Genomic DNA, 23,385 nt, shown 5'->3' on the forward strand with positions numbered 1-23,385 from the left:
TTCCTCCTTTATGATTTCTTTTTTCCGAATTGTGGAATATGATGGTCACTTAAAGCGACATGTATAACCTGTGTTTCTGTATAAAAGTCAAAGGCATAATGTCCACCTTCGCGTCCCATTCCACTATATTTACTTCCGCCAAATGGAATCCTCAGATCACGTACATTTTGTGAGTTAATCCAGAGCATACCTGCATCAACGGCTTGAGCCACACGGTGTCCTCGCTTTAAATCATTCGTCCAAACATAACCTGCCAAACCGTATTTTGTATCATTGGCAAGCTTGATGACTTCTTCTTCATCCTTAAATTTCATCACCGCCATCACAGGCCCGAAAATTTCCTCTTGGGCAACCTTCATCTGATTTTTAACATTGAGAAGCAATGTTGGAGGGACGAAATTACCTTTTTCAAACTCCGAAGGAACCTCACCACTGTACAGCTCTGCTCCTTCTTCTTTTGCGATTTGTAAATATTTCTTTACATTATTAAAATGCTCGACATGAATAAGCGGCCCTACTTCGGTTTGCGGATCCAATGGATCGCCGACCACTATATTTGGAATTCTTTCTTTTAATGCATCAACAAATTTTTCATAGATTGATTCCTGAATAAATAATCTTGAATTTGCTGTACATCTCTCACCATTGAAGGAAAAGATCCCCCATGTTGCCGCATCTAGTGCCCGTTCGAAATCGGCATCATCAAAAACAATAATCGGTGATTTCCCACCTAGTTCTGCGGATACACGCTTCAATGTATCTGCACCGTTTTTGATAATTTCTGAGCCAGTGGTTGTTTCCCCGGTAAATGAAATCAGCTTCACATCAGGATGGGCAACAAGTCCGGCACCCGCAGTTTCTCCAAAACCATGAACAACATTGAATACCCCTTTCGGAAGCTCTGCCTTATCAATGATTTCGGCCAAACGATTGGCTGTTATTGGTGACCATTCACCAGGCTTTAATACAACCGTATTTCCCGTTGCTAATGCCGGTGCAATTTTCCATGTTTCAAGCATGAACGGTGCATTCCATGGTGTAATTAGACCGGCAACACCAACCGGCTTATGAATGGTATAATTAATAAATTCTCCATCTACCTGGTACGCCTCACCAACTAAACGGTTCGATACCATTTCCGCATAAAAACGAAAGTTCTGTGCAGCTCGTGCTACCATATTTTTTGTTTGGCTGATTGGAAGTCCTGTATCCAAGGATTCTAAAGGAGCAATCTCTTCTATATGTTGATCAATAAGGTCGGCAATTTTATGGATATATTTCAGACGCTCACTAACCTTTAACTGACCCCATTCCCCATGAAATGCACGGTTCGCCGCTGCAACTGCTTTTTCAACATCTGCAACATCTCCTTCTGCCACATGGTTAATGATTTCATTTGTAAAAGGATTGATATTTTCAAAGGTTTTTCCCGATGTCGCATTTACAAATTCGCCATTTATATATAATTGAATATCTTTCATGGAAACATTCACACCTTCCTTAGGCACTTAATTTGTAGTTATCTCATCAGATAACGCTACATGCTGTTTTAAAATTTTACGAATTTCATTTTGTAGCTCCTGAGTTGGCAAATCCATCGGCATCCGTAATACCGGTTCGATTTTCCCCATCATTCCAAGTGCTGCTTTAAGTGGGGCTGGGTTCGTATCCTTAAAAAGAACATCATTTAGTTCCATTAAATCAAAATGAAGATCTAAAGCTTTATCTATTTCACCAGCCTTCCATGTGTTGTACAAATCTGCTATTTTTTTCGGAACCACATTGGCTGTTGCACTAATATGACCTGCTCCGCCAATTGCCAGCATCGGATAACAAAGTAATTCAATACCGGAGTAAAGGAGAAAATCCCGACCGCATTTCAATAACACACGATTGACATGTTCAAAGTCTTTATTCGATTCTTTTACACCGATGATATTCGGACAATCTTCACTAAGTCTGGCAAGTGTATCGACATGGAGATTCGTTGCTGTTCTTCCGGGGATGTTATACACAATGATCGGTATATCTACTGAGTCTGCCACTGCTTTAAAATGCTTATATAGGGCATGTTGTGATGGCTTATTATAGTAGGGGACAATCACAAGGGCTGCATCCGCACCCATTTCCTGTGCTGTTTTCGTTAAATATAGGGTTTCTTGATGATTGGTTGAGCCTGTACCTGGTGCAAAGGGAACTCTGCCATTTATTTTCTTTTTAGCCGTTTCCATTACACGAACCCGCTCTTCAATGGTCAATGAACTTGGTTCACCTGTTGTTCCTGTAACTGAAATAGCATGTGTGCCACTAGCAATATGCCAATCTATAAGATTTTCAAAGGAAGAAAAATCAATTGTATAATCATGATGAAAAGGGGTAACGATCGGCGCTATGGATCCTCTAAGTTTTTGTTTTGCATCATCAAGCATTGTCATTTATACACACTCCTTATCATTTCATGTTTTTTTAAAGGCTGTTTTCAGATCGATTGTTGCTTTTATACCAATTAAGGATTCAGCAGTACATGTGGAGATCGCCATTCCTTTCACAGTGAAATGAATCGTGTAGCGATTTTCTTACTTAAACAGCAACAATGTTTGAGAATAGAGCCTTTTAAAATGAAAGCACTTACATATCGAATGTAACATGTGTTAAAATATATTTAAAATATTTAAAATATTTGTTTTTCATACAAAAATAATATGCATCAGTTCTTCCTTTCTTCTTAGATGAGGAATGCTCGGCAAAATGAATGTAAGGAGGCCTAGAATGGATATTCGCCAATTACAATATTTTTCAACCATCGTCGAAGAAGGGCAAATCACTCGCGCAGCCAAGAAACTCCATATGTCCCAACCTCCTTTAAGTCACCAATTAAAACTTTTAGAGGAGGAATTAGGAGTCAAATTATTCGAACGAAACGGGAAAATATTGGAGCTTACGAATCCCGGAAAAGTCCTATATCAACAAGCACAAAAGCTGATTCAACAACTGGAAAACACGATTAATGAGGTAAAGGAAACGGAAGAGGGATTAAGAGGAGTTCTTGCCCTAGGAGCATCAAAATCATGCTTTTCATACTTTCCTGAAAGAATACAAGCCTTCCTAAAAAAATATCCACTCGTCAAGATTCATTTAAGAGAAGGAGATTCATTTGTCATTGGTGAGCATATAAAAAATAATGAAATCGATTTAGGTGTGATCCGCTTACCGATGGAATTAAGTGATTTTTCCTATCGACATTTATCAAAGGATCCTTATGTCGCTGTTTTTCCTAAAGAATGGGTCAATATAGAGCAGGCATCCATTTCTATGAGTCTTCTAAAAGACATTCCATTACTACTCTTGCATCGAATTAAAGGCTTAGGACAATATGAATTAATTTTAAATGAATGTAGAAGACATGGCTTTGAGCCAAATATTGTTTGTGAATGCCCTGATGTGACAATGATTCTCTCCCTCGTTTCGAAAGGAGTCGGGGCAACAATTATCCCTAAATACTCACTACTATCCTTTCAAACTACCAATATACGGGTTCTGTCTATAAGTGATACCGAGATCATGGCTGAATCTGCATTAATCTGGAGCAAGGACCGTTATTTAACGAAAAGCGCTAAATATTTTATTGAGATGTTTGAATAGGAAAAGGTGGACTATTTTTCCAAAAGAGTATAGATGTGAATTGGTCACCAGGCAATATTTACGAAACTTAGCGAGTGTTTACCATCTATCATAAGGAGAGAAATACTAGCCAATGGCTATCGATATTCATAAAAAAGGACAAAGCTCCCTATATCGAACTTTGTCTCTAAAATAGTAATCATTATTTTTTGTTATTGAGGAAGAGATAGACGAGTACCGCTCCTATTCCACATCCTGCTATCACAATGGCCATTGGCACTGCGGTATGGCTTCCACCTAGTCCTACAAGTGGTGCAACAATCGCTCCAAGAATAAAAGGTAATAAACCGAGTATTGCCGAGGCACTTCCAGCAGTTTCACTTTGATTTTGCATAGCTAATGAAAAGGATGTTGTACCAACCATCCCCACACTGGACACAACAATAAACAATGATGGAATAACCGCATATAACCCAGCATCGAGAAGAACAACAAGTAGTAAGATGACACCACCAATTGCACATAAGCTAATCCCGATAATAAACAGCTTTAGCTCTGAAACTCTGCCAGCTAAGCGGCCAGTCAATTGAGAAGCAATAATAATTCCCACACCATTAATCGCAAAAATTACACTAAACATTTGCGGTGAAACACCAAATATATCTTGTAAAACAAATGGTGATCCAGAAATATATCCAAACATTGCTGCGGATACAAGCCCTTGTGAGAAGGAGTAGCCCATAAACTGTCGATCAGTTATGATTAGATGAAAAGTGGAGAATGTTTGTTTTAATCCTCCTGGTGATCGCCTTTCACGTGGTAATGTTTCTTTTAATCCAAAGGAAACCGCTAACCACATTAAAATTCCGATGACAAAAAGAACAAAAAAGACTCCACGCCACGTAACAAAATGAAGCAGCTGTCCTCCAGCAATCGGTGCCAGAATTGGAGCAGCCCCATTAACAAGCATTAATAAAGCGAAAAATTTCGTTAGTTCGGTGCCAGAATACATATCTCTTACCGACGCTCGAGAAATAACAATTCCGGCTGCGCCAGTTGCCCCTTGAATAAAACGTAAGAAAATGAGCATCCAGATTGATGTACTGTAAGCGCAAAGAATAGATGCTACAGAATATAAAATAAGTGCGATTAATAGCGGCTTCTTTCGTCCACGAACATCACTTAAAGGACCAACTAAAAGCTGACCAAGCGCCAACCCGATGAGGCAAGCAGTTAAACTAAGCTGTGCAACCGATGTATTCGTATGTAGTTCTTCGGTGAGCTTAGGCAATGCTGGTAAATACATATCTATCGATAGTGGACCGAAGGCAGAAAGGGCACCTAATACAAAAGCAATCCATAATCTGCGTGACTTAGCCATCGATGGTGAATAGATAAGTTCCTTTTCCATATTCATCTCCTCCTTCCCCTTTCAATCATATGAACCTTCAAATATATAAGTATAAATTTTACCATAAACATTTAACATGCATCTACTCCAATTTTACGACACAGTACTTAGTGGTTTTCTATCGGAATATCAAAAGTGATTTTAGCAAAAGGCTGTTTTCGTCAAAGCCCAACTGCATGTTTTACACCCCATATAGGATTAGAGAGGTCTAATGGAGTTGGAGTTTTCAACTCTTATACCCGTGAAATGAAAGGGGGAGCTATATGAAACGATATTTTCATCTTTCACGGTAATCTATCACTCGCTTTGGTTACCTTGGGCACGCTTTTTTCTTCTTCACGGTAATCTTTCGTTCCCTTTCGTTACCCTGCACTCGCTTTTTTACCCTTTACGGTAACCTATCGCTCACTTTTGTTACCTTGCACACATTTTCACCCTTTATGGTAATCATTCGATCCCTTTCTTTAACTTGCACTCGCTTTTTTCTTCTTCATGGTAATCTATTATTCGCTTTCGTTACCTTTAACAAGCATTTTTCTTCTTCACGGTAATCTATCGCTCACTTTCGTTACCTTGCACTCGCTTTTTTACACTTTACGGTAATCTATCGTTCCCTTCCGTTACCTTGCACACACATTTTCACCTTTTACGGTAATCTACCGCTCGCTTCGGATAGCGCTTATTGATTCAAACTTTATTTAAACAACAATGTTTGAGAAAAAGCCAATCAAAAAAAAAAGAATGATCCATGATGAAATGGAGATCATTCTATCTGTTACATATATTGTTTTTAACCTGCTAAAACTGAACAGGCATATTCTCTTGTTCAAGTTTCTTAAAGGTATATCCTTGATTTTTCAAGTAGTTTAATAGTTCAGGCAAGTGATTAATCGTCTCCGTGCGGTCATGCATAAGAATAACAGGAGGGATATTCTTTGCCACTAAGTTTTCAACTTGTTGAATGACATCATTGACATATCGGCTATCCCGATACTTCCAATCTCTACTGTCTACATTCCAATCCCATAAAATAAAGCCTTGATTATGTACTGCTGTTTTATATTCTGGCTTCATATATGGATGGCTTCCGTAAGGTGTTCTGATAAGATGAGTAGTGATCCCGGCTAGTTTTTCTAAAGTTTGATTCGCTGTAACCATTTCACTAACTACTGTATCCTTAGATACATATATTTTCTTCACATCATGTGTAACACCATGTAGACCGATTGAGAACCCTCGTTGAATGGCATCTTGTACCTCTGTAGGAAATCTCCTCATATTTGGTTCTAACCAAAAGAATGTAGCTTCTGCTTGATATTGATCTAATATATTCATTAAATCTCCCATTCTATTTGAGGGACCATCATCAAATGTTAAATACACCACTTTACCTTCAGAAGGTTTTACTAATGGGAGAGTTGGATTGATTATATTATTCTTTTTATCAACGGATGCGGAGGACGTTTCGTTTTTCGATGAAGTATCTGCTTCTTCTTGTTTCTTCTCTTTTTCCGGATTCTTCGCTACTTGTTTTTGCTCTTGAGTAGTCGATTCTTTCTTTTCTTGTTCTGTCTTCGTATTTACTATTTCTTTCTCCTGCTTTTTCACTTGCTCTTTTTCAACTGGTTGATTTGCCTTTTGACTTTTTTCGACCTTTTTTACTCGTTTATGCTCTTCTTCGACTGAATCCTCTTTTTGAGATTGAGACTTTGCGACGACTTCTGCTGCTTTTGCTGTTGGATCTGAAACTTGTTGACTATGAATCTTAAAACCGATTATTACGAAAGAAACTAGCATAACCAAACCAATTAAACTAATTTTCCCTCTCCTATTCAACTTCTTCTTCATCTTTATGCACCGTCCCCCCTGATGTAATATATTTGTTATATAGAGTATAAAATTTACCAGGGAATAAATGGTGACAAAGAAGTTACAATTTTCGACTTTTATTGATAGACAGGCTATAAATTTATAGTTTAACAATTAAAATCTTTTGATTGATAATCAGTTTGATTGATTAGAATAAACCGGTTCAAAAATTGGGTCAACCTATGACGAGGCTATTCTTGTTCTTTTACGCACCAATAATAGTCTACTTCAACTAAATAATCACTTTTAGCAATTTCTAAATTTAAAAAAGGGGGTCTGACCCCAAAATACAATGTTTAGATTCGAAAAGCTTGATCTAATCACAATATTTCATGTGGGGTCTGACCCCCTTAAATGGTTATTCTACTATTTTAGATAGGTTTGCCATTTCGATGGCGGAGACGGCTGCGTCCCAGCCTTTGTTTCCTGCTTTTGTTCCAGCTCGTTCGATGGCTTGTTCGATTGTATCTGTTGTTAAGACACCGAATATGACTGGGATTCCTGTATTTAATGAAATGGCTGCTATGCCTTTGGCTGCTTCATTACAAACATAATCAAAGTGTGGGGTTGATCCTCTTATTACCGTTCCGAGAGTGATGATCGCATCATATTTATTTGATTTAGCCATTTTTTGTGCAATGAATGGAATTTCAAATGCACCTGGCACCCATGCGATTTGAATATCTTCTTCATCCACCCCATGTCTTTTTAATGCGTCTATAGCACCCCCTAATAATTTACCTGTGATAAATTCATTAAATCTTCCTACTACAATACCAACTTTCAATCCTGTTCCTACTAAATTCCCTTCAAATGTATAGCTCATTTTTATTCCTCCTAATGTTGTTTATTTTACGCGGATATTGCTTTCTATTTCTTTTCGATAACGAATCAGGTCGTGAATCGTCACCAATTTCAATTGAAATTCATCCGCTATCTTACGCAATTCCTGGACCCTTGCCATTGTGCCATCTTCATTTATAACCTCACAAATAACTCCAGCTGGTGAAGCACCTGCGAGCTTTGCAAAATCAACAGCTGCTTCCGTATGTCCCGGTCTTGTTAAAACGCCGCCTTCCTTCGCAATTAATGGAAAGATATGGCCAGGACGTTTAAAATCGCTAGACACCGAGGTACTGTTACTAAGCTCTCTAATCGTCGTTGATCGTTCATATGCAGAAATCCCAGTAATTGTAGAGTTGTGATCAACACTGATAGTAAAGGCAGTACCAAAATGATCTGTATTCTCTACAGTCATCGGTGCTAATTCAAGGCGATTAGCTATTTTTTCATCGACTGGAACACAAACTAGTCCTTTACCCTGTGTAATCATAAAGTTAATCACATCAGGAGTTGCCTTTTCAGCTAGAGCGACAAAGTCTCCTTCATTTTCCCGATCCTCATCATCACAAACGATGATCACTTTTCCTGCCCTTAGCTCATCTAATGCTTCTTCAATGGAATCAAACATGGTTTCTCCTCCTTATATAAACCCATTTTCTTTTAACATTTCATTCGTAATCATTGTTTTTCTAGAATGGTTCGAATCACGAAAATGAAGGAAATGCTCCATATACTTGCCTAGCATATCGCACTCAATATTCACCACATCTCCCATTTTCTTTTCAGACAAAATCGTTTCTGATAAGGTGTGAGGGATTAAAGAAATAACAAAGGATTGATCGTGTATTTCAAATACAGTAAGGCTTGTTCCGTCAATGGCAACAGATCCTTTATGAATGATGTATTTCAATCGTTCTTTAGTTGTTTCAATCTCATAATAGCGAGCATTATCCGCTTGCCAGATTCGCTTAATCATTCCTGTTCCATCTACATGTCCTGAGACGAAATGACCCCCAAATCTACCATTAGCAGCCATGGCACGTTCCAAATTCACCTTCGAACCTTGCTTCAGCCCTACTAAGCTGGTCGACTGAAACGTTTCGGGCATTACATCCAGATGGAAGCTGTCCTGCGTATACGTTGTCACCGTTAAACAGACCCCATTGACAGAAATACTATCTCCGTTATGCATATCCTCTATTATCTTTTTAGCCATGATCTCTAATTTCATCGCATGACCCGATTTTCTGATGCTCCTAATCATTCCTATTTCCTCAATAATTCCTGTAAACAACTGTTGCCACCTCCTTACATAGCTTTTGAGATGATTCGGATATTACTACCTATTTTCTTCACTTCATTAATCTCTAGTTCCAACGCCTCATGTATTTCAGATATTCCCTCGCCAGCAAATGAAGTGGGCGCCATTCGGCCACCAATTAGTTTAGGTGCAATATACGTAATCACTTGTTGAAATGCCCGCTCCTTTAGGAAGCTACCAAGGACTTCGGCTCCTCCTTCAACGAATAGAGAGGTTATGCCCATCGTTGCCATCTCTTTGAGCAAAGTCTTTATCTCTATCTTCGGAGAATCCATCTGGAGAAAATGAACATTTCTATTTTTATATAAATCCATCTTTTCTTTTTTTACATTTGAACCAGTGACAATCCATGTTTCTACCAGTCCATCAGAAACAATTTTCGAATCAATCGGAGTCCGTAAATTTGTATCTAAAATAAACCTGACAGGACTTTTTCCTCCGCCTGCTTGCCTTGTTGTTAAACTCGGATTATCTTTGATAATCGTGTTAACCCCAACAAGTATGGCATCATGAGTATGCCTAAAATAATGCACATCCTCCCGCGCCTCACTGCTTGTGATCCACTTGCTTTTGCCTTCTTCTGTAGCTATTTTTCCATCCAGACTAATTGCTGACTTCAAGGTGACAAAAGGTAGTCCTGTTTGAATAAAATGTGTGAACACCTGATTGATTTGGCTCGCATCTTCGCTTAACACGCCAACTTCAACCTGTAACCCTGCATCTTGAAGCCGCTCAATCCCTTTACCTGAAATCTTTGGATTCGGATCAGCCATTGCGATGACCACCCTTTTCACTCCAGATTTAATCACTAAATCTGCACAAGGTGGAGTTTTACCAAAATGACAACAAGGCTCTAAAGTGACATACATCGTAGCCCCTTTCGCATGATCCCCTGCCATGCGAATCGCATGTACCTCAGCATGCGGCTCCCCCGCCTTCAAGTGGGCACCCATTCCCACAATTTGATTATTTTTCACGATCACCGCACCTACTGCAGGATTTGGTGTCGTTTGTCCATTTGTACTCATTGCAAGGTTAAGGGCGAGTTTCATATAATAATGATCATTCATTCTACATTCTCCTTACAAAAAGTATTTGATGTCATACAACGGGACAAATAAAAAACCCTGAAGAATGATTCTTCAGGGTTTAAAAATGAGAATAGAAAAATAAAGGTATATATGAAACCTTTCCTATCCTTATTTATGTATAGCAAAATAAAGGTTTTGCCCGCAACAAAAAAAACCTTATTTTCCAATCAACAACAAAGAAAGGGAAAGACTGTTCGAACTTACCCAATTTCTTTTTTCCTTCTCCCATCCAGACTATAACTGTCGGCTCTGGAGTTGCACCAGATCCACCGTTTAACAAATGTTAACCGGGTCACGGACTAAGAAACATGACTGTTTCATCACCGCCGGTAGGGAATTTCACCCTGCCCCGAAGGATACTATTTAATTAGTGCTTATTATATCGCTAAAATTTAATAAATCAAACATTTTGTTTTAAAAAAAATAAATTGGTTATTTTTATGCATGAAAATCAATTAACCCTCTTGCTTACCATCCAAAAATAAAAACTCCCAACTGGTAGAAAAATTGAGAACCTATTTAAATCGTTATAATAAAACTTTAGATGCTTTCTTAGATAAATAATCAATTATAGAAAAGCACACCGGAAGACTCCTTTCCGCTATTCCACTTACTAAGGAAAATTCAATAAATGAATGAACTCATTTACTTATGGTACGGTTCAGCGAGATGAATCTTTGCGGCCCCCCGCTTAATGTTCATTGGTCTAAGTATCGACATTCTCCCATATAATTCATTGAAATTAGACTAAAATGATTGGAGGAGAATGTATGGATAATCACGATACAAATCCGCGAGAAAACTATCCAGAACAGAATCATCCTCAGCAAAAACAAGCACCAGGAAGTAGCTATCAATGGAATATAGACCTTCCAGCTAAACTCCACTCTCAAACTGTGGGTAAACGGGGACCAATATTAAAACAAGATAATATTGAACATGAAACATTACAAACATTTATACATGAAAAGATGAAAGAAAGACCCGTGCACGTTAAGGGATGGGGTGCTTTTGGTCAATTTGAAACGTTATATTCTATGTCAAATTATACATCCCTTTCATTTTTACAACAGCCAGGAACAAGGGTTCCAGTATTTGTACGGTTCTCACTTGCCGTCAGCACAAAAGGCACACCTGATACATCAAGAAATGTACGGGGCTTTTCCACAAAATTTTATACAGATGAGGGCATTTTTGATCTTATATGTAACCACATTCCAGTATTTTCTGTACGTGATACCATTCGTTTCCCTGAAGCAATTAAGGCATTTCTTCCTTCACCAAAAAGCAACTTAATAGATCCAAGCCGTTACTGGAATTTTGTTGCAAGGGCACCTGAGTCGTTATTATTTACACTTCTTGTTTACTCTAATCTAGGTACAGTTAAAAGTCTTCGTCATTTACCTGGTTATAGTGTCAACACGTATGTTTGGAAAAATGCTGAAGGAAAGCGACATTATGTTAAGTATACTTGGTCACCACTGGCAGGTCAGCAGTACATTCGGAATGATGAAGCAGTGAAATTAGCAGGGGAAAATCCTGATATTGCTGGGCAGGATTTATATAATGCGATTGAAAAAGGAGAACAAGTAGAATATGGATTGTATGTCCAAGTGATTGATCCAGATAAAGCTGCAGGACTTCCATACGATCCATTAGACGCTACGAAGATTTGGGATCAGCAACAATTTCCGTTTCATCCTGTCGGTCGCATGGTGTTAAACAAAAATCCAGATAACTACATGGAGCAAGTTGAAAAAGCGGCCTTTTCACCATCGAATTTACTGAATGGTGTTGAATTATCCGATGATAAAATGTTACAAGGACGTGCCAATGTTTACTGGGATTCTCAACGTAATCGTATAGGTTCAGATTTCCGAAATGTCCCAGTAAACTACCAAGCAGATTGGTGGCCAGGTGATTTAGTTACTAGCGGTAATGGTCGATTGGTTGAAGGTATTCTTCAACGATCTGACCTTGAAAAACAGGATGATTTTACACAAGCTGGACTTTTTTATGAATCTCTTTCCGAGGATCAACAAAATGATTTAATTGAAAATATGGCACCAGGATTAGCAACGGTTTCATCCGATGTGTATAATCTTGTATTACAATATATGAATAATGCATCCAATGATCTAGCAAGTAAACTGAACAAATCTGTAACGATGAAACGAGAGGGATGAAGAGTTATTTGAAATAGTTAATGTTACCCTTTATTCAGCATCACTCGGCTAATTTCATGCTTTTTGTTTTTTAAGCCCATTTTCTAAAAATTGTAATTCGATTACTCTGTGGATACATATGTTGAAGACTCGATATGAAGATACATCCTGCTACAAAGTCATTCAAATAATAAAACAGCCCTTCTCCATCCGTTTAGAAGGTGCTGTAATTTTTTTTCGGAAAAACCTTATATACTTATGATACGGTTCTACACTATTTATCAAGTAAAACTTCTACTTCTTTAAAAGTATCATTAACCTTAAAATCACGATACTTTTCTATCTACATTTAATAGCAAATTCCAAAGACTATTGCTATTTTTCATCTCACTTATTTGCTCTATTTTCTTATCTTCATTTATTAATATTCCGTAAGGTACCGTTGTAATCGAATAGAGCCTCATCAATTTATTTGAGCGCAAATAAATCATGTCTTCACTAACATGGTTGACTATGAGACTATCCTCATGCTGTTCATCCGTATTTACTAAAACTAAGTTAATATCGTAATGTCGTTTTATATTTCTTAACTCGGGTAATAATGTTTTACAAGTTGGACAATTCGTATTAATAAATAGCAATAATGTACGATGATTACTAAATAATTCAGTTGATATTACTTTCTCTCCCCTATGATTATATTCTCTAAAAGCAGGAGCAATTTGATCAAGTTGAAGTGTACCAATTTTTATGCCATTAACACTTTCGATTTTACGGATAAATGCTCCTATATATCTAGCAAGGAAAAAAATTAATACTAGTTGTCCTAAGGAAAGTATAATGAGCGTAATCAATGAGATATTATAAATTGTGGACAAGTTGATTCCTCCTATCATTCAATCACTTTATATATTTTCTTTGAATGAACTACCAACAATCTCGTTTCCTTTATTATTGCAATAAATATCAGTACATTAACTGAACATAGACTAAAAAACAGTTTGAAAAAGAAATGAATGATTATTGGTGAATCATAGAAAAAAGGAATAAATGCAAATCCTAAAATAAAAATATTTCTAATCACTATTCCGTAATTTAGCTCTTGATTCTCTAAAAAACTTCCACAACCACAATTTATATCCGTATTCCCCCTGATCAGATTGATGACAACGGCAGAAGTATAAATTAATATGGTTATAGTTAATAGCGAAATACTAAATATATTGACCGAAAAAAAGTAAAATAGAATGGCAATCATCAATTCTAAACAAACCATAAAAAACAAAGAATAAGTGATTAAACTTTTAGGTAAGAGTTTATATTGAGAAATAGATATTTTGTGTTTATTCCAGTTTTTTAATTTATCAAATGCGGTTGTTATAAATAGGAATGCTAGAATGACTTGAATCATGTAGACTATGTAACTCACAAAACCAAACCTTCCTTCTCATAAAGTTGTGATTGCGATGTGTACATTTCGTAATACTGTCCTCTATGACTTAATAAATCTGAATGACTGCCACGCTCAATAATTTCACCGTTTTTCATAACAAGGATTTCGTCGGCCAAATACGCTGTTCCAAGTCTATGAGTGATAAAAATCATTGATTTATCTGGAGTTTGTTTAAATAATTGCTGTAATATTTCAATTTCAGAGATTGGGTCTAAACTTGAAGTCGGTTCATCTAAAATAATTAGATCTGTTTCCCTAAATAATGATCTTGATAAAGCTAATTTCTGCCATTGACCTCCTGAGAGTTCAAGTCCTCCATCAAAAAGCCTTCCTAATATCGTTTCATACTGTTTTGAAAACTTTTCCACCTTCGAATGAATACCTGTCCGAATAGCTGCCAATTGAATTTCTTCAGCATTCTCGATGTTATCTATATTTCCAAATCCTATGTTCTCCTTAACAGTAAAATTGTATTTTTCATAATCCTGAAAAAGGATAGAGATTTTTTTATGAAAAGAGTTTTTATTAATATGATTCATATCCATTCCATTTATTGAAATCATTCCTGTACTTACTTCATATAATCCTGAAATACATTTAGTTAATGTTGTTTTTCCAGAACCATTTTCACCGATAATGGCAATTTTCTTTCCCAATGGAATATCTATAGAAATATTTTGAATAGCAGGTTTCAATTCATCTGGATAAGTAAAAGCTAAATCTCTTATTTGAATGGCTTCAATATGATTAATGATAGATCCATGATGACCTTCATTAAACTCCTCAATTTCCATAAACTCGCGATACTCTTCAATAAACAAACTACTCTCATAGATTTTTGCTATATTTCTTGAGATATTACTTAAAGATTCTTGAATATTTTGCACGGCTTGCAAAACGGATACAAAACTTCCAACAAGTAATTTCCCTGAAGAGATTAGGAGGAGTACTAGTATTCCTGATAGTGCATAGGTAGTGATTAATAAAAATTGCGCTACTAAAGTCAAAATCCCCTGTTTTTTCAGCAGGGAAAGTTCATTCTTTGCAAATAACTGATAATTTTCTTCCCATTTGCTAATAAGATATTTCCCAGTTCCAAACAATTTAATTTCCTTGAGTGAATCTCGGTTATTTAGCAAACCTGCTATATACGATTCAAGTCTTCCAAATGGAGTTAAAAATTTTGCCAGTTCAAATCTTTTATTGCCATAACTCATCTCAATAAAAAATAGAGGAAGAATACCAACAAAAAGAATGAGTATAAATGCCCAGTGCTGTGCGATTAAAAAAAATAGGATCGAAGACACCGTAATTAAGTCTCTTATAAGACTTGATGATTCTTCTACTACATTCAAGACACTTGATTGATTACTACTCAATCTTTGAATTTTGTTATAAGTTGCAGGTTTTTCAAAGTTAATAAAGGAAATTTTATTAATTTTTTCGAAAATAGATATATTGATAATTTTTCCAATTACAATAGTTACTTTTTTTTCATTGATGATTGATAAATATTGTAAAAAATAAGAAAAAAGAATAATACCAATTTGTAAGGAAAATAAGAAAAATACACTGCTATATGAACTCTCTTTAGAAAAAAGACCAACCACTTCATTAATCAATTTTTGAGTCAAATAGATAAGTGTAACAGGTATTAATCCTGTAATTACTTTAATAAATGCCATAAAAAATAAATACGACTTATTATTTACCCAGACTAATTTGTATGAAAATCCAATCCCCTTAAACAGTCCAAGAAAAATTTGCAAACTATTATTTCCCCCTCTTAATATTCTGTATATTGACATTATTTAGAATAAATAATAACATAGTAATTGTTAATTGTCCAAAAACTAGAAAATAAGTTAATATTTTTCTATCTCTAGTATTATGCTCAACCTATAATACTCCTTCAGATACTCCTATGAATCATCAGAAAATTTTTCTGGATTTTTTCTTCAAATGTCTTAATCACACTTCTAGAATGATTACTTCATATGCAAACGAAAACATTGAAAAATGTCTTTAATTAAAAAATCTCTAAAATAAATCTTTCCAACTACTACACTTAGTTTTCACTAAAGAAAATCCTAAATTTAACTGCTTATAGAAGACAGTAGAAAAATTTATAACCCTGATTTCACCTTCTTCTTTTCTTAATTGAAAAGGTCCTAAATCACACGAAAGACACCAATGACATAAAAAAATACACTTCTAACAAGATTAGAAGTGCAATGTAAAATTTGATCAACTATCCATTGATCTCTAATAATTCTATATGAGGTGATCGTATGTCAAAATTTTTTTCAAAATTAATGGGAACTTCCGCCTATCCAATTTGCTCCGTAACTGTCAAAAAAACATTTTGTTACCTAAATATTAATCAATGTGCAGAGGCACCTGCTACGGGTTATAAATATGTCGATTCCCGAACTGGTGAAGATTGTAGTCCTACTTACTTTGCAAACTGTCAATGTAGACCGTAATCGTTCTTTTTCCTAAAAACATAGTTAATATCAAACATTAAATGGATCAATGGATAGTTGAATAAATTTTATATACCATTTTCAGTTGTGATCTAGACTATTGATTTCTTCGAAAATTTTTATAATTGTTCTCATCATAAGAATCCCTTACATATCGATCATCATTTATAACACTTGAAGCTGGAGGTATCATTTTGATTTCTTTCATTTTGATTAGCTTAGTTCTTTTATCAATCATTATGTTCATCATTTGCTTTGTCATGTTATTTCCCAAGAAAACTAAAGAAAAGATGATACAACAAGAAAATCCGCATGAAAACACTTTTGAGAACTCATTAATTATTGCACCAAACTTTAAACTACCCTCTATCAATCAAAAAAGTTATACATTAAACGATATTTTAGATAATGGAATAACACTTGCCTTTATCGATTCGCAATGTGGTTATTGTGAGTCCTATTTAGAAGAATTTATGATTGAAATGAAAGGGCTAAACCAAAATTTTGCCGTAATTTGTGGTGAAAGTGATAAAAACCAGTTAAACAAAATTATAGATTTGTATAATGAGAATTTCATAGTTTTACAGGGTAACGCCGAGCTATTTGAAACGTTCGAGATTTCGTTTTTACCCTCTTTTATCTATATAGATAAAAATCGAAAAATACTTTTAAGAACACCCATCCCACTTCAAATGAAAACGTTTCTAACTAGATCAGTCGTATAATGTAAAATTTACTCAACTATCCATTGGGTAACCTAAATTTCTATATGAGGTGATTTCATGTCCAAGCTATTTTCAAAATTGATGGGTATTTCTCCAGCATATTTAATATGCTCATCAACGATTAAAAGAACATTTTGTTATCTTAATATTAGTAAATGTGCGGAAGCACCTGCAACAGGTTATAAATATGTGGATTCCCGAACAGGGGAAGATTGTAGCGGCACTACGTTTGTAAATTGTCAATGTAGACCATAACTTACATTTACATCTAAAAAAGCAGCTAAAATACCCAATGGATAGTTGAATAAATTCTATATTTATTTGTTCGTGCATGACAAACATAAACGATTAACTACTTGATAATTTTATGTTCATTATAACAGGCAATAAAACAACTCCCCAATTTGCATTGGAGAGCAGTTGAAAATTAACTAAAAACCTTTTCCTCTTGTTCCTTCGTAAAAAAGCTCTTCATCGCATGAAATACGTCTGATTTTTGCTTTAGAATATAATAACGGAATTTTTCATTCTTAATATTTTTATAGGCGGTCATTAATGTTGAGTGGCGGTTGTATTGATTCACCTCACCGTAGCCGAACATATTCGAAACCTTCATTAGCTCTTCAACTAGTTTGATACAGCGTGGATTATCAGAGGTTAAATTATCACCGTCTGAAAAGTGGAACGGATAAATATTGTAGCGGGATGGTTCATATTTTTCATCAATGAGACTAATGGCTTTCCGATAGGCAGATGAACAAATAGTACCTCCACTTTCACCTTTGGAGAAAAAATCTTCTTCGGATACTACCTTAGCTTCTGTGTGGTGAGCAATAAATTCAATATCGACTGTCTCATACTTCGTACGTAAAAAGCGCGTCATCCAGAAAAAGAAGCTGCGAGTCATGTATTTTTCCCATACTCCCATCGAGCCGCTCGTATCCATCATTGCAAGGACAACGGCCTTTGATTCTGGTTTTTGAATTTCATTCCATGTTCTAAATTTTAGATCCTCTTGATAAATCGGGTGGAAACTAGGTTTTCCGCTTATTGCATTCCTCTTGAAGGCTGTCATCATCGTTCGTTTCTTATCGATATTTCCCATTAATCCTGTTTTTCGTACATCATTAAATTCAATATCCTCGATCGTATTTAAATCCTGCTCTTTTCTTTGAAGGTTTGGCAATTCTAATTGCTTAAATAATGCTTCCTCCAATTCCATTAATGATACTTCAGCTTCATAATAGTCATCCCCTGGCTGATCCCCTGCGCCATCGCCTTTTCCGGGTCCCTTTTGTGGCGCGCCATCGCGTGCAACAACGTCACCCACCTTACTTTCGCCATCACCCTGGCCGACATGTTTATTCTTATCATAATTATAACGGATTTTGTATTCATCCAATGATCGGATCGGAATTTTGACCACATCACGGCCATCTGACATAATGATGCTTTCTTCGGTTATCAGATCGGGTAAGTTATTACGAATGGCTTCCTGGACTTTTTCTTGATGCCGTTTTTGATCATCATGTCCTTTTCGGTGGAGGGACCAATCTTCACTTGAAATAACAAACTGTTGGTGTTCTGACTCAGTCATCTCGTTTCCCCTCCTGCAATTTTTTTAAACCATGCACCAAATTCATTTTCCCTACATACAATATGTTGGCTGTGTGTAGAAATAGAGAGATAAATTTGGATTACTCTATACTATGCAAAAAATCGAAATTATTTACAATAAAATAATCAGAATAATGGAAACACCTAAAACATTGGACAAGCCTTTTTCATTCATCTCCTTTATTCATCGGCCATGCACTGGCTAAATTTTTTTTGATTTTTTAAAGGCTTTTGTCAAAGCTCTACTGCTGGCTTTTCCATTTAAAGGGGTCAACGATCCTATAAAGTTTGCATCTCAGTTGAATCTAAGAGCTTGTCGGTTTCAACCTATTTTTAGTGAAAACATGAACAAAATTTGAGCAAAAAGCTTAAAAGAATACCCCTAAGAAAAACTGTTATCTTAGGGGTCTTGTCAATCATGCTATTCTATTTTTATCGGTCTACCTATCCAGCAATATGTGCTTCTTGCTCGCTTACCTCTCCATCATCTCGAGACTTGTCGCGTTCAATACGATGCATTTCTACAACGTCCTTCGTAGGTGGAATGATCAAGCTTACAATCGCAATCGTAATACCTGAAATGACGACACCAGAAAAGCCTGGCATTTTCCAAAGGTCTGATAGTAATCCAAGGAATCCTTCTGAATGACTCTCAGGTCCAGGTACACCGAAAATAGATGTCAGAACATAGTAGATGAGACCTACTAAAATACTTGTCCAAACCGCTGGTGTACTTACTCTTTTTGTGAATGGCCCCAGCACGATTGGCCAGAATATCGTAACAAAAACAATATCCCATGCTAAATAGGCTAAATCAATAACCTTTTGAAAGCCTAATGCTAATGTTAACCCAAGTAAAGAGCTTAAAACGATGGCTCCTCTTGAGAAGCGCAATAATGTTTTTGGATTTGGGTTTTTATTAATAAAGTCCAAATAAATATTTTTCGTTATAATTCCTGAAGTAGCTACGTAACACGCCGCCAGCGTAGACATCCCCATTGCAGCCATAGCCGTCAAAAATATGGCAGATACGACTGGAGGGAAGTAGCCTTCCGCAAATGCAAGCATCAACATTTCAGGATTATCACTATGTGGAAAAACATGACGGAACGCTTCACCTAGCATTCCAGGAATCCAACTAATGAGTACAACAACGATTCCTGCAATGATCATACTTTTATAAGCAATTCGTGGATTTTTTGCTGCCGCCACCCGTTGCCCTAAATCTGCAGCAGGAATATCTCCTAATGCTAGTACTAAATAAAGGGACCAGAAACCAGCGCCACCTTTTTGGAATAATTCATTTACATTCCACCATTCAGGGTTAAATGTAAAATTATCATATTGGAAAAAGACAACGATTGCGATCCCAAGTATTCCAACAATCGCAAAAAAGCCTTGAACAATTTCTGTATAGGCAACCGCCCATAGTCCACCAATAACTGAATAAAGAACTGTTAAAAAGACAAATATGAGTGCAGCTGGTAAAAAATCAATAGAAAAAATGGATTGGATGATATAGGTTCCGCCCACTGTTAATGCACCAGCATTAAAAAAGCCGAATGCTACTGACATAACAATCCCAGTAAAGGCGCCTAATTTTTTGCTGTTATAACGTAATCCATAATAATCCGCAATCGTCCAGCCTTTAAGACGTCTTAATGGTTTTGTCCATATTAAGGCGCCAAGAATCATACATGTACCCAGGCCTGCCATCGTCGCTGTACCTTCAAAACCACCTGTAGTATAACCAGATCCTACTGCAGCAAAAAAGAATGGAGCCGCAAGCAAGGCCGCTATTAAGCTTCCAGTTACAACAAACATCGGCATACTCCATCCTGCTACAATTAAATCTTCTGCCGTTTTAATTCTTTGATATCCTTTAAATCCTATATAGTAAATAAAGATTAAATATAATAGAAAAACAATGATATTTATCATACATAAACTCCTAATTATTTTAGTAACCGACGGGGGTCTATATGAAAGAAGTTAGGCTCCCTTTTATAGACACCCTTCCACTCTAATCATGTAGATTATCCGTTCATAACGATTCCGCCATTGGGACTAATGATTTGCCCAGTATAGAAATTTGCATCCTCACTTGCTAAAAACAACACACTTTTCGCGATTTCTTCTGGTTGGGCTAGACGTTTTAATGGATATTTTGATGCTTCCTCTTCAGGATAGTTGTCACCAAAATCTTTTAATATGTCCGTCCATGTACCACTTGGGGCAACAGCATTGACAAGAATGTCAGGAGCCAGCTCTCTCGCTAAAGCTTTTGTAAAAGCATTAATTCCGCCTTTTGCTGCAGAGTAATGGACAAATTCTTCACATCCTAAGCTTCCTAAATCAGATGAAATATTAATGATCTTCCCTGAATTTTTCTTTTTCATTCGTTGAGCTGCCGCCCTTGCATTATGGAAATATCCATATAAATGAACTTTAATCATTCGATCCCATTGTCCATCCGTCATTTCTGTAAAAGGAACGCCTTCTGCAATTCCGGCATTATTTACTAAAATGTCGATCGACCCAAGCTTTTCATCAAAAAATCGGAACATTTCTTCCACCTTTTCAGATGATGATACATCTGCCTCAAAAACAAATACTTTTCCACCATAGCTCTCAGCTTCCTGTTGTACCTGTAAAGCATTTGCCGCATCATTAAAGTGATTAATTAATACATTTGCTCCGTTTTTTGCCATTTCAAGAGCAATCGCTCTCCCGATCCCTTTACTCGATCCTGTTATAAGGACATTCTTTCCCTGTAATCTCACTGCTAACTCCCCTTTTTACTAGGCTCTTTTCTAAAAATTGTTGCTTTTTAAGTAAAGCTTTCAAAGATGCAAAAACTGCCTTTTACTAAAGCTAAACTTCCTTATAGTTTAAAACTGCTAACTAACTGCTGAAGTTCCTCTGCTTTTTCGCTTAGTGAATGAGTGGCTCTACTGATTTCTTCAATAGAAGCTGCTTGCTCTTCACTGGATATTGAGACATTTCCTAAATTATCGGCTGAGGTAACTGTATATTCTTTTAGCTGTTCTACAGATGCAGATACTTCTTCTGTTGTCGCCGAAACCTGTTCAGATGCTGCGGAAACCTCTTGTATTTGACTGGCTACATTTCTAGTCGATACCAAAATTTCTTCGAAGGAATTTCCTGCTTCTTTCGTCAATTCAATTCCGTATTGAACATCTTCTTTTCCTTGCTCCATAACCGAAATCGAGCTTTCCGAATCCTTCTGTATTTCATTGATTAACTCATGAATTTGTTGAGCTGATTGTGCTGATTGCTCTGCTAGCTTCCGAACCTCTTCGGCAACTACGGCAAATCCTCTTCCATGTTCACCTGCACGAGCAGCTTCGATTGCTGCATTCAAAGCAAGTAAATTCGTTTGATCGGCAATCTCAGTAATGATATTGACGATGCTACCAATTTCCCCTGAACTTACTCCAAGCTGTTTAATGGCATGAGAAAGATGAGTGACAGAATTATTGATTTTCTCCATTTGATCGACTACATTTTTGATTGCTTTATTTCCTTCTTCAGCTTGCTGTAATGTCTCTTGTGAAACCTCTGACACGACAGATGAGGATTGAGCAATTTTATAAATGCCATCGGACGATTCCGTCATAGCCTGTGCACTTTCTTCCATAATCAGTAAGGTATTATTTGTACTACTCACGACATCCTTAAGTTCATCTGAAACTTTTTTAGAGAAATGATACCCTTCTGATGCAGTTGCAGAGAGCTCCTCAGATGATGCAGCAAGATGTTCCGAAGTCAATTTAATATTATGAATAAGGTTTCTTAAACTATCGATCATCGATTGAATCGAATTCGAAAGAACACCGATTTCATCTTTTCGATTTAAGTCTAGATTACTGTCAGAAAGATTTCCTTCTGCTACGTTATTTGCCACTGAAATAACTTTATCAAGCGGTTTTAATAATTTGCGGATAGAGAAGTAAATAACGATGATAAGTATGATAATTCCGATAATCGCAATAGCAATTTCTTTAATCAGTGATTTTTGAATAATATTATTAATATAATCGGCTGAATAATCTACGCCCAACACAGCAATTGGATTATTATTTTCATCAACAATTGGGGTAAAAACCGTTTCCCAAGTACCGAATGGGTCATCAAAGATTTTCGTCACAACCGGTTGATTGGTTTCCATGGCTTTTGTTGCTGCTTTCAAATGAATATCTGCTAAGTCAGTGAAATCTTCGCCAGCTTTATAAATTTCATCCAGATTTTTTGTAAAAGCAATTGGAACCACACTGTCACCATTCATTTTCCAAATATAGCTCCAGCTCATAACCCCTTGTTTTTCCATAATGTCATCAAGTTTTTCTTGTGTTTTCTTAAAAATTTCGTCACTTCCACTACTATTTGTAGTTAAATATTGGATATCCTCACGATCGATAGAATTTGTCGTCAAAATCCCAACACTTTTAAGCTCCTTTTTTAAGTCATTTTTTAATTGAGTTGACAGCTCAAAAATATTTAATGTCGTTGTTATCGCAAACATAATTAAAACAATCACGGAGATGAACAATGACATTTTTCCTTTTAGTGAAAACTTCCTAAACAAATTTACTCCCCCCTATTTAATTAATCGAAAGATTTTATCAACTACACTCTCTATATCGACAAAATTCGCTATTGTTTTCCAACAATCTTTCAATTTTTCCAAGAAAATTGCTTCCAAAAAATATTTTTAAGGCTTTAGTCCTATGCAAAAGGGATTATTTTGAATTCACCATCT

19 protein-coding genes, 1 pseudogene and 1 riboswitch are annotated in these 23,385 nt (G+C 36.2%); of the genes and pseudogenes, 5 read left to right on the forward strand and 15 right to left on the reverse strand.

Going from position 1 to position 23,385, the window contains the following annotated elements; genetic code table 11:
* Positions 1-8: 8 nt before the first annotated feature.
* Together hpaE and hpaI are read right to left on the reverse strand one after the other, a co-directional pair.
* Positions 9-1,481 carry a 5-carboxymethyl-2-hydroxymuconate semialdehyde dehydrogenase gene (gene hpaE, locus NST63_RS19430; RefSeq protein WP_212945895.1) on the reverse strand — a complete coding sequence of 491 codons (1,473 nt, stop codon included), beginning with the start codon at positions 1,479-1,481 and terminating at the stop codon, positions 9-11.
* Positions 1,482-1,508: 27 nt separating this feature from the next.
* Positions 1,509-2,435 (reverse strand): 2,4-dihydroxyhept-2-ene-1,7-dioic acid aldolase, encoded by a 927-nt coding sequence (gene hpaI / locus NST63_RS19435; protein WP_212945894.1) that lies wholly within the window; start codon positions 2,433-2,435, stop codon positions 1,509-1,511.
* A 334-nt stretch (positions 2,436-2,769) separates the two neighbouring features.
* On the opposite strand from hpaI, the gene NST63_RS19440 reads away from it, so the two are divergent.
* Complete coding sequence (locus tag NST63_RS19440; RefSeq protein ID WP_212945893.1) at positions 2,770-3,642, forward strand: LysR family transcriptional regulator; 873 nt, start codon at positions 2,770-2,772, stop codon at positions 3,640-3,642.
* Positions 3,643-3,823: 181 nt separating this feature from the next.
* Here NST63_RS19440 and NST63_RS19445 read toward each other — a convergent pair whose 3' ends face one another.
* The 6 genes and pseudogenes from NST63_RS19445 to ribD form a co-directional block, all read right to left on the reverse strand.
* Positions 3,824-5,038: a Bcr/CflA family multidrug efflux MFS transporter gene (locus tag NST63_RS19445; RefSeq protein ID WP_341043455.1), complete on the reverse strand. Its 1,215-nt coding sequence runs from the start codon at positions 5,036-5,038 to the stop codon at positions 3,824-3,826.
* Positions 5,039-5,830: 792 nt separating this feature from the next.
* Positions 5,831-6,880 (reverse strand): polysaccharide deacetylase family protein, encoded by a 1,050-nt coding sequence (locus NST63_RS19450; RefSeq protein ID WP_341043456.1) that lies wholly within the window; start codon positions 6,878-6,880, stop codon positions 5,831-5,833.
* Positions 6,881-7,259: 379 nt separating this feature from the next.
* Complete coding sequence (ribH, locus tag NST63_RS19455) at positions 7,260-7,727, reverse strand: 6,7-dimethyl-8-ribityllumazine synthase (RefSeq protein ID WP_212945890.1); 468 nt, start codon at positions 7,725-7,727, stop codon at positions 7,260-7,262.
* Between the two features lie 30 nt (positions 7,728-7,757).
* Positions 7,758-8,372 (reverse strand): annotated as a pseudogene (gene ribB / locus NST63_RS19460) (3,4-dihydroxy-2-butanone-4-phosphate synthase); the annotation flags it as partial.
* Positions 8,373-8,384: 12 nt separating this feature from the next.
* A complete protein-coding gene (gene ribE / locus NST63_RS19465; protein WP_212945888.1) occupies positions 8,385-9,038 on the reverse strand; it encodes a riboflavin synthase in 654 nt (217 codons plus the stop codon).
* A 14-nt stretch (positions 9,039-9,052) separates the two neighbouring features.
* The gene (gene ribD, locus NST63_RS19470; protein WP_341043457.1) at positions 9,053-10,135 is read right to left on the reverse strand and encodes a bifunctional diaminohydroxyphosphoribosylaminopyrimidine deaminase/5-amino-6-(5-phosphoribosylamino)uracil reductase RibD; all 1,083 of its coding nucleotides are present in this window, start codon (positions 10,133-10,135) and stop codon (positions 9,053-9,055) included.
* A gap of 234 nt (positions 10,136-10,369) precedes the next feature.
* Positions 10,370-10,517, reverse strand: a riboswitch (FMN riboswitch).
* A 409-nt stretch (positions 10,518-10,926) separates the two neighbouring features.
* Here ribD and NST63_RS19475 point away from each other — a divergent pair.
* A complete protein-coding gene (locus NST63_RS19475; RefSeq protein ID WP_341043458.1) occupies positions 10,927-12,342 on the forward strand; it encodes a catalase in 1,416 nt (471 codons plus the stop codon).
* A gap of 305 nt (positions 12,343-12,647) precedes the next feature.
* Here NST63_RS19475 and NST63_RS19480 read toward each other — a convergent pair whose 3' ends face one another.
* From NST63_RS19480 to NST63_RS19490, 3 genes are read right to left on the reverse strand one after another with little or no spacing between them, the layout of a single operon-like run.
* Positions 12,648-13,199, reverse strand: coding sequence for a thioredoxin-like domain-containing protein (locus tag NST63_RS19480; RefSeq protein ID WP_169846966.1), 552 nt, complete (start codon positions 13,197-13,199; stop codon positions 12,648-12,650).
* A gap of 14 nt (positions 13,200-13,213) precedes the next feature.
* Positions 13,214-13,750 (reverse strand): MauE/DoxX family redox-associated membrane protein, encoded by a 537-nt coding sequence (locus NST63_RS19485; protein WP_341043459.1) that lies wholly within the window; start codon positions 13,748-13,750, stop codon positions 13,214-13,216.
* Positions 13,747-15,543 carry an ABC transporter ATP-binding protein gene (locus NST63_RS19490; protein ID WP_341043460.1) on the reverse strand — a complete coding sequence of 599 codons (1,797 nt, stop codon included), beginning with the start codon at positions 15,541-15,543 and terminating at the stop codon, positions 13,747-13,749. The genes NST63_RS19485 and NST63_RS19490 overlap by 4 nt, the downstream gene beginning before the upstream one ends.
* A 522-nt stretch (positions 15,544-16,065) precedes the next feature.
* Here NST63_RS19490 and NST63_RS19495 point away from each other — a divergent pair.
* From NST63_RS19495 to NST63_RS19505, 3 genes are all read left to right on the forward strand, one after another.
* Positions 16,066-16,260, forward strand: coding sequence for a hypothetical protein (locus NST63_RS19495; RefSeq protein ID WP_212945880.1), 195 nt, complete (start codon positions 16,066-16,068; stop codon positions 16,258-16,260).
* Positions 16,261-16,454: 194 nt separating this feature from the next.
* Entirely contained in the window at positions 16,455-16,985 is a 531-nt protein-coding gene (locus NST63_RS19500; protein ID WP_341043461.1) for a peroxiredoxin family protein, read from the forward strand.
* A gap of 57 nt (positions 16,986-17,042) precedes the next feature.
* Positions 17,043-17,240, forward strand: coding sequence for a hypothetical protein (locus NST63_RS19505; protein ID WP_341043462.1), 198 nt, complete (start codon positions 17,043-17,045; stop codon positions 17,238-17,240).
* A gap of 172 nt (positions 17,241-17,412) precedes the next feature.
* Here NST63_RS19505 and yhbH read toward each other — a convergent pair whose 3' ends face one another.
* The 4 genes from yhbH to NST63_RS19525 all read right to left on the reverse strand — a co-directional run bounded on the left by yhbH (position 17,413) and on the right by NST63_RS19525 (position 23,211).
* Positions 17,413-18,582: a sporulation protein YhbH gene (yhbH, locus tag NST63_RS19510; RefSeq protein WP_280616904.1), complete on the reverse strand. Its 1,170-nt coding sequence runs from the start codon at positions 18,580-18,582 to the stop codon at positions 17,413-17,415.
* Between the two features lie 464 nt (positions 18,583-19,046).
* Positions 19,047-20,543, reverse strand: a complete 1,497-nt coding sequence (locus NST63_RS19515) for a sodium:solute symporter family protein (RefSeq protein ID WP_212945876.1) — start codon at positions 20,541-20,543, stop codon at positions 19,047-19,049.
* 95 nt (positions 20,544-20,638) lie between these two features.
* A complete protein-coding gene (locus NST63_RS19520) occupies positions 20,639-21,385 on the reverse strand; it encodes an SDR family NAD(P)-dependent oxidoreductase (protein ID WP_341043463.1) in 747 nt (248 codons plus the stop codon).
* Between the two features lie 101 nt (positions 21,386-21,486).
* Positions 21,487-23,211: a methyl-accepting chemotaxis protein gene (locus NST63_RS19525; protein ID WP_242598328.1), complete on the reverse strand. Its 1,725-nt coding sequence runs from the start codon at positions 23,209-23,211 to the stop codon at positions 21,487-21,489.
* Between the last annotated feature and the right edge of the window lie 174 nt (positions 23,212-23,385).

This window comes from Heyndrickxia sp. FSL W8-0496 (assembly GCF_038007825.1).
In the GTDB taxonomy this organism is placed as follows: domain Bacteria; phylum Bacillota; class Bacilli; order Bacillales; family Bacillaceae_C; genus Heyndrickxia; species Heyndrickxia oleronia.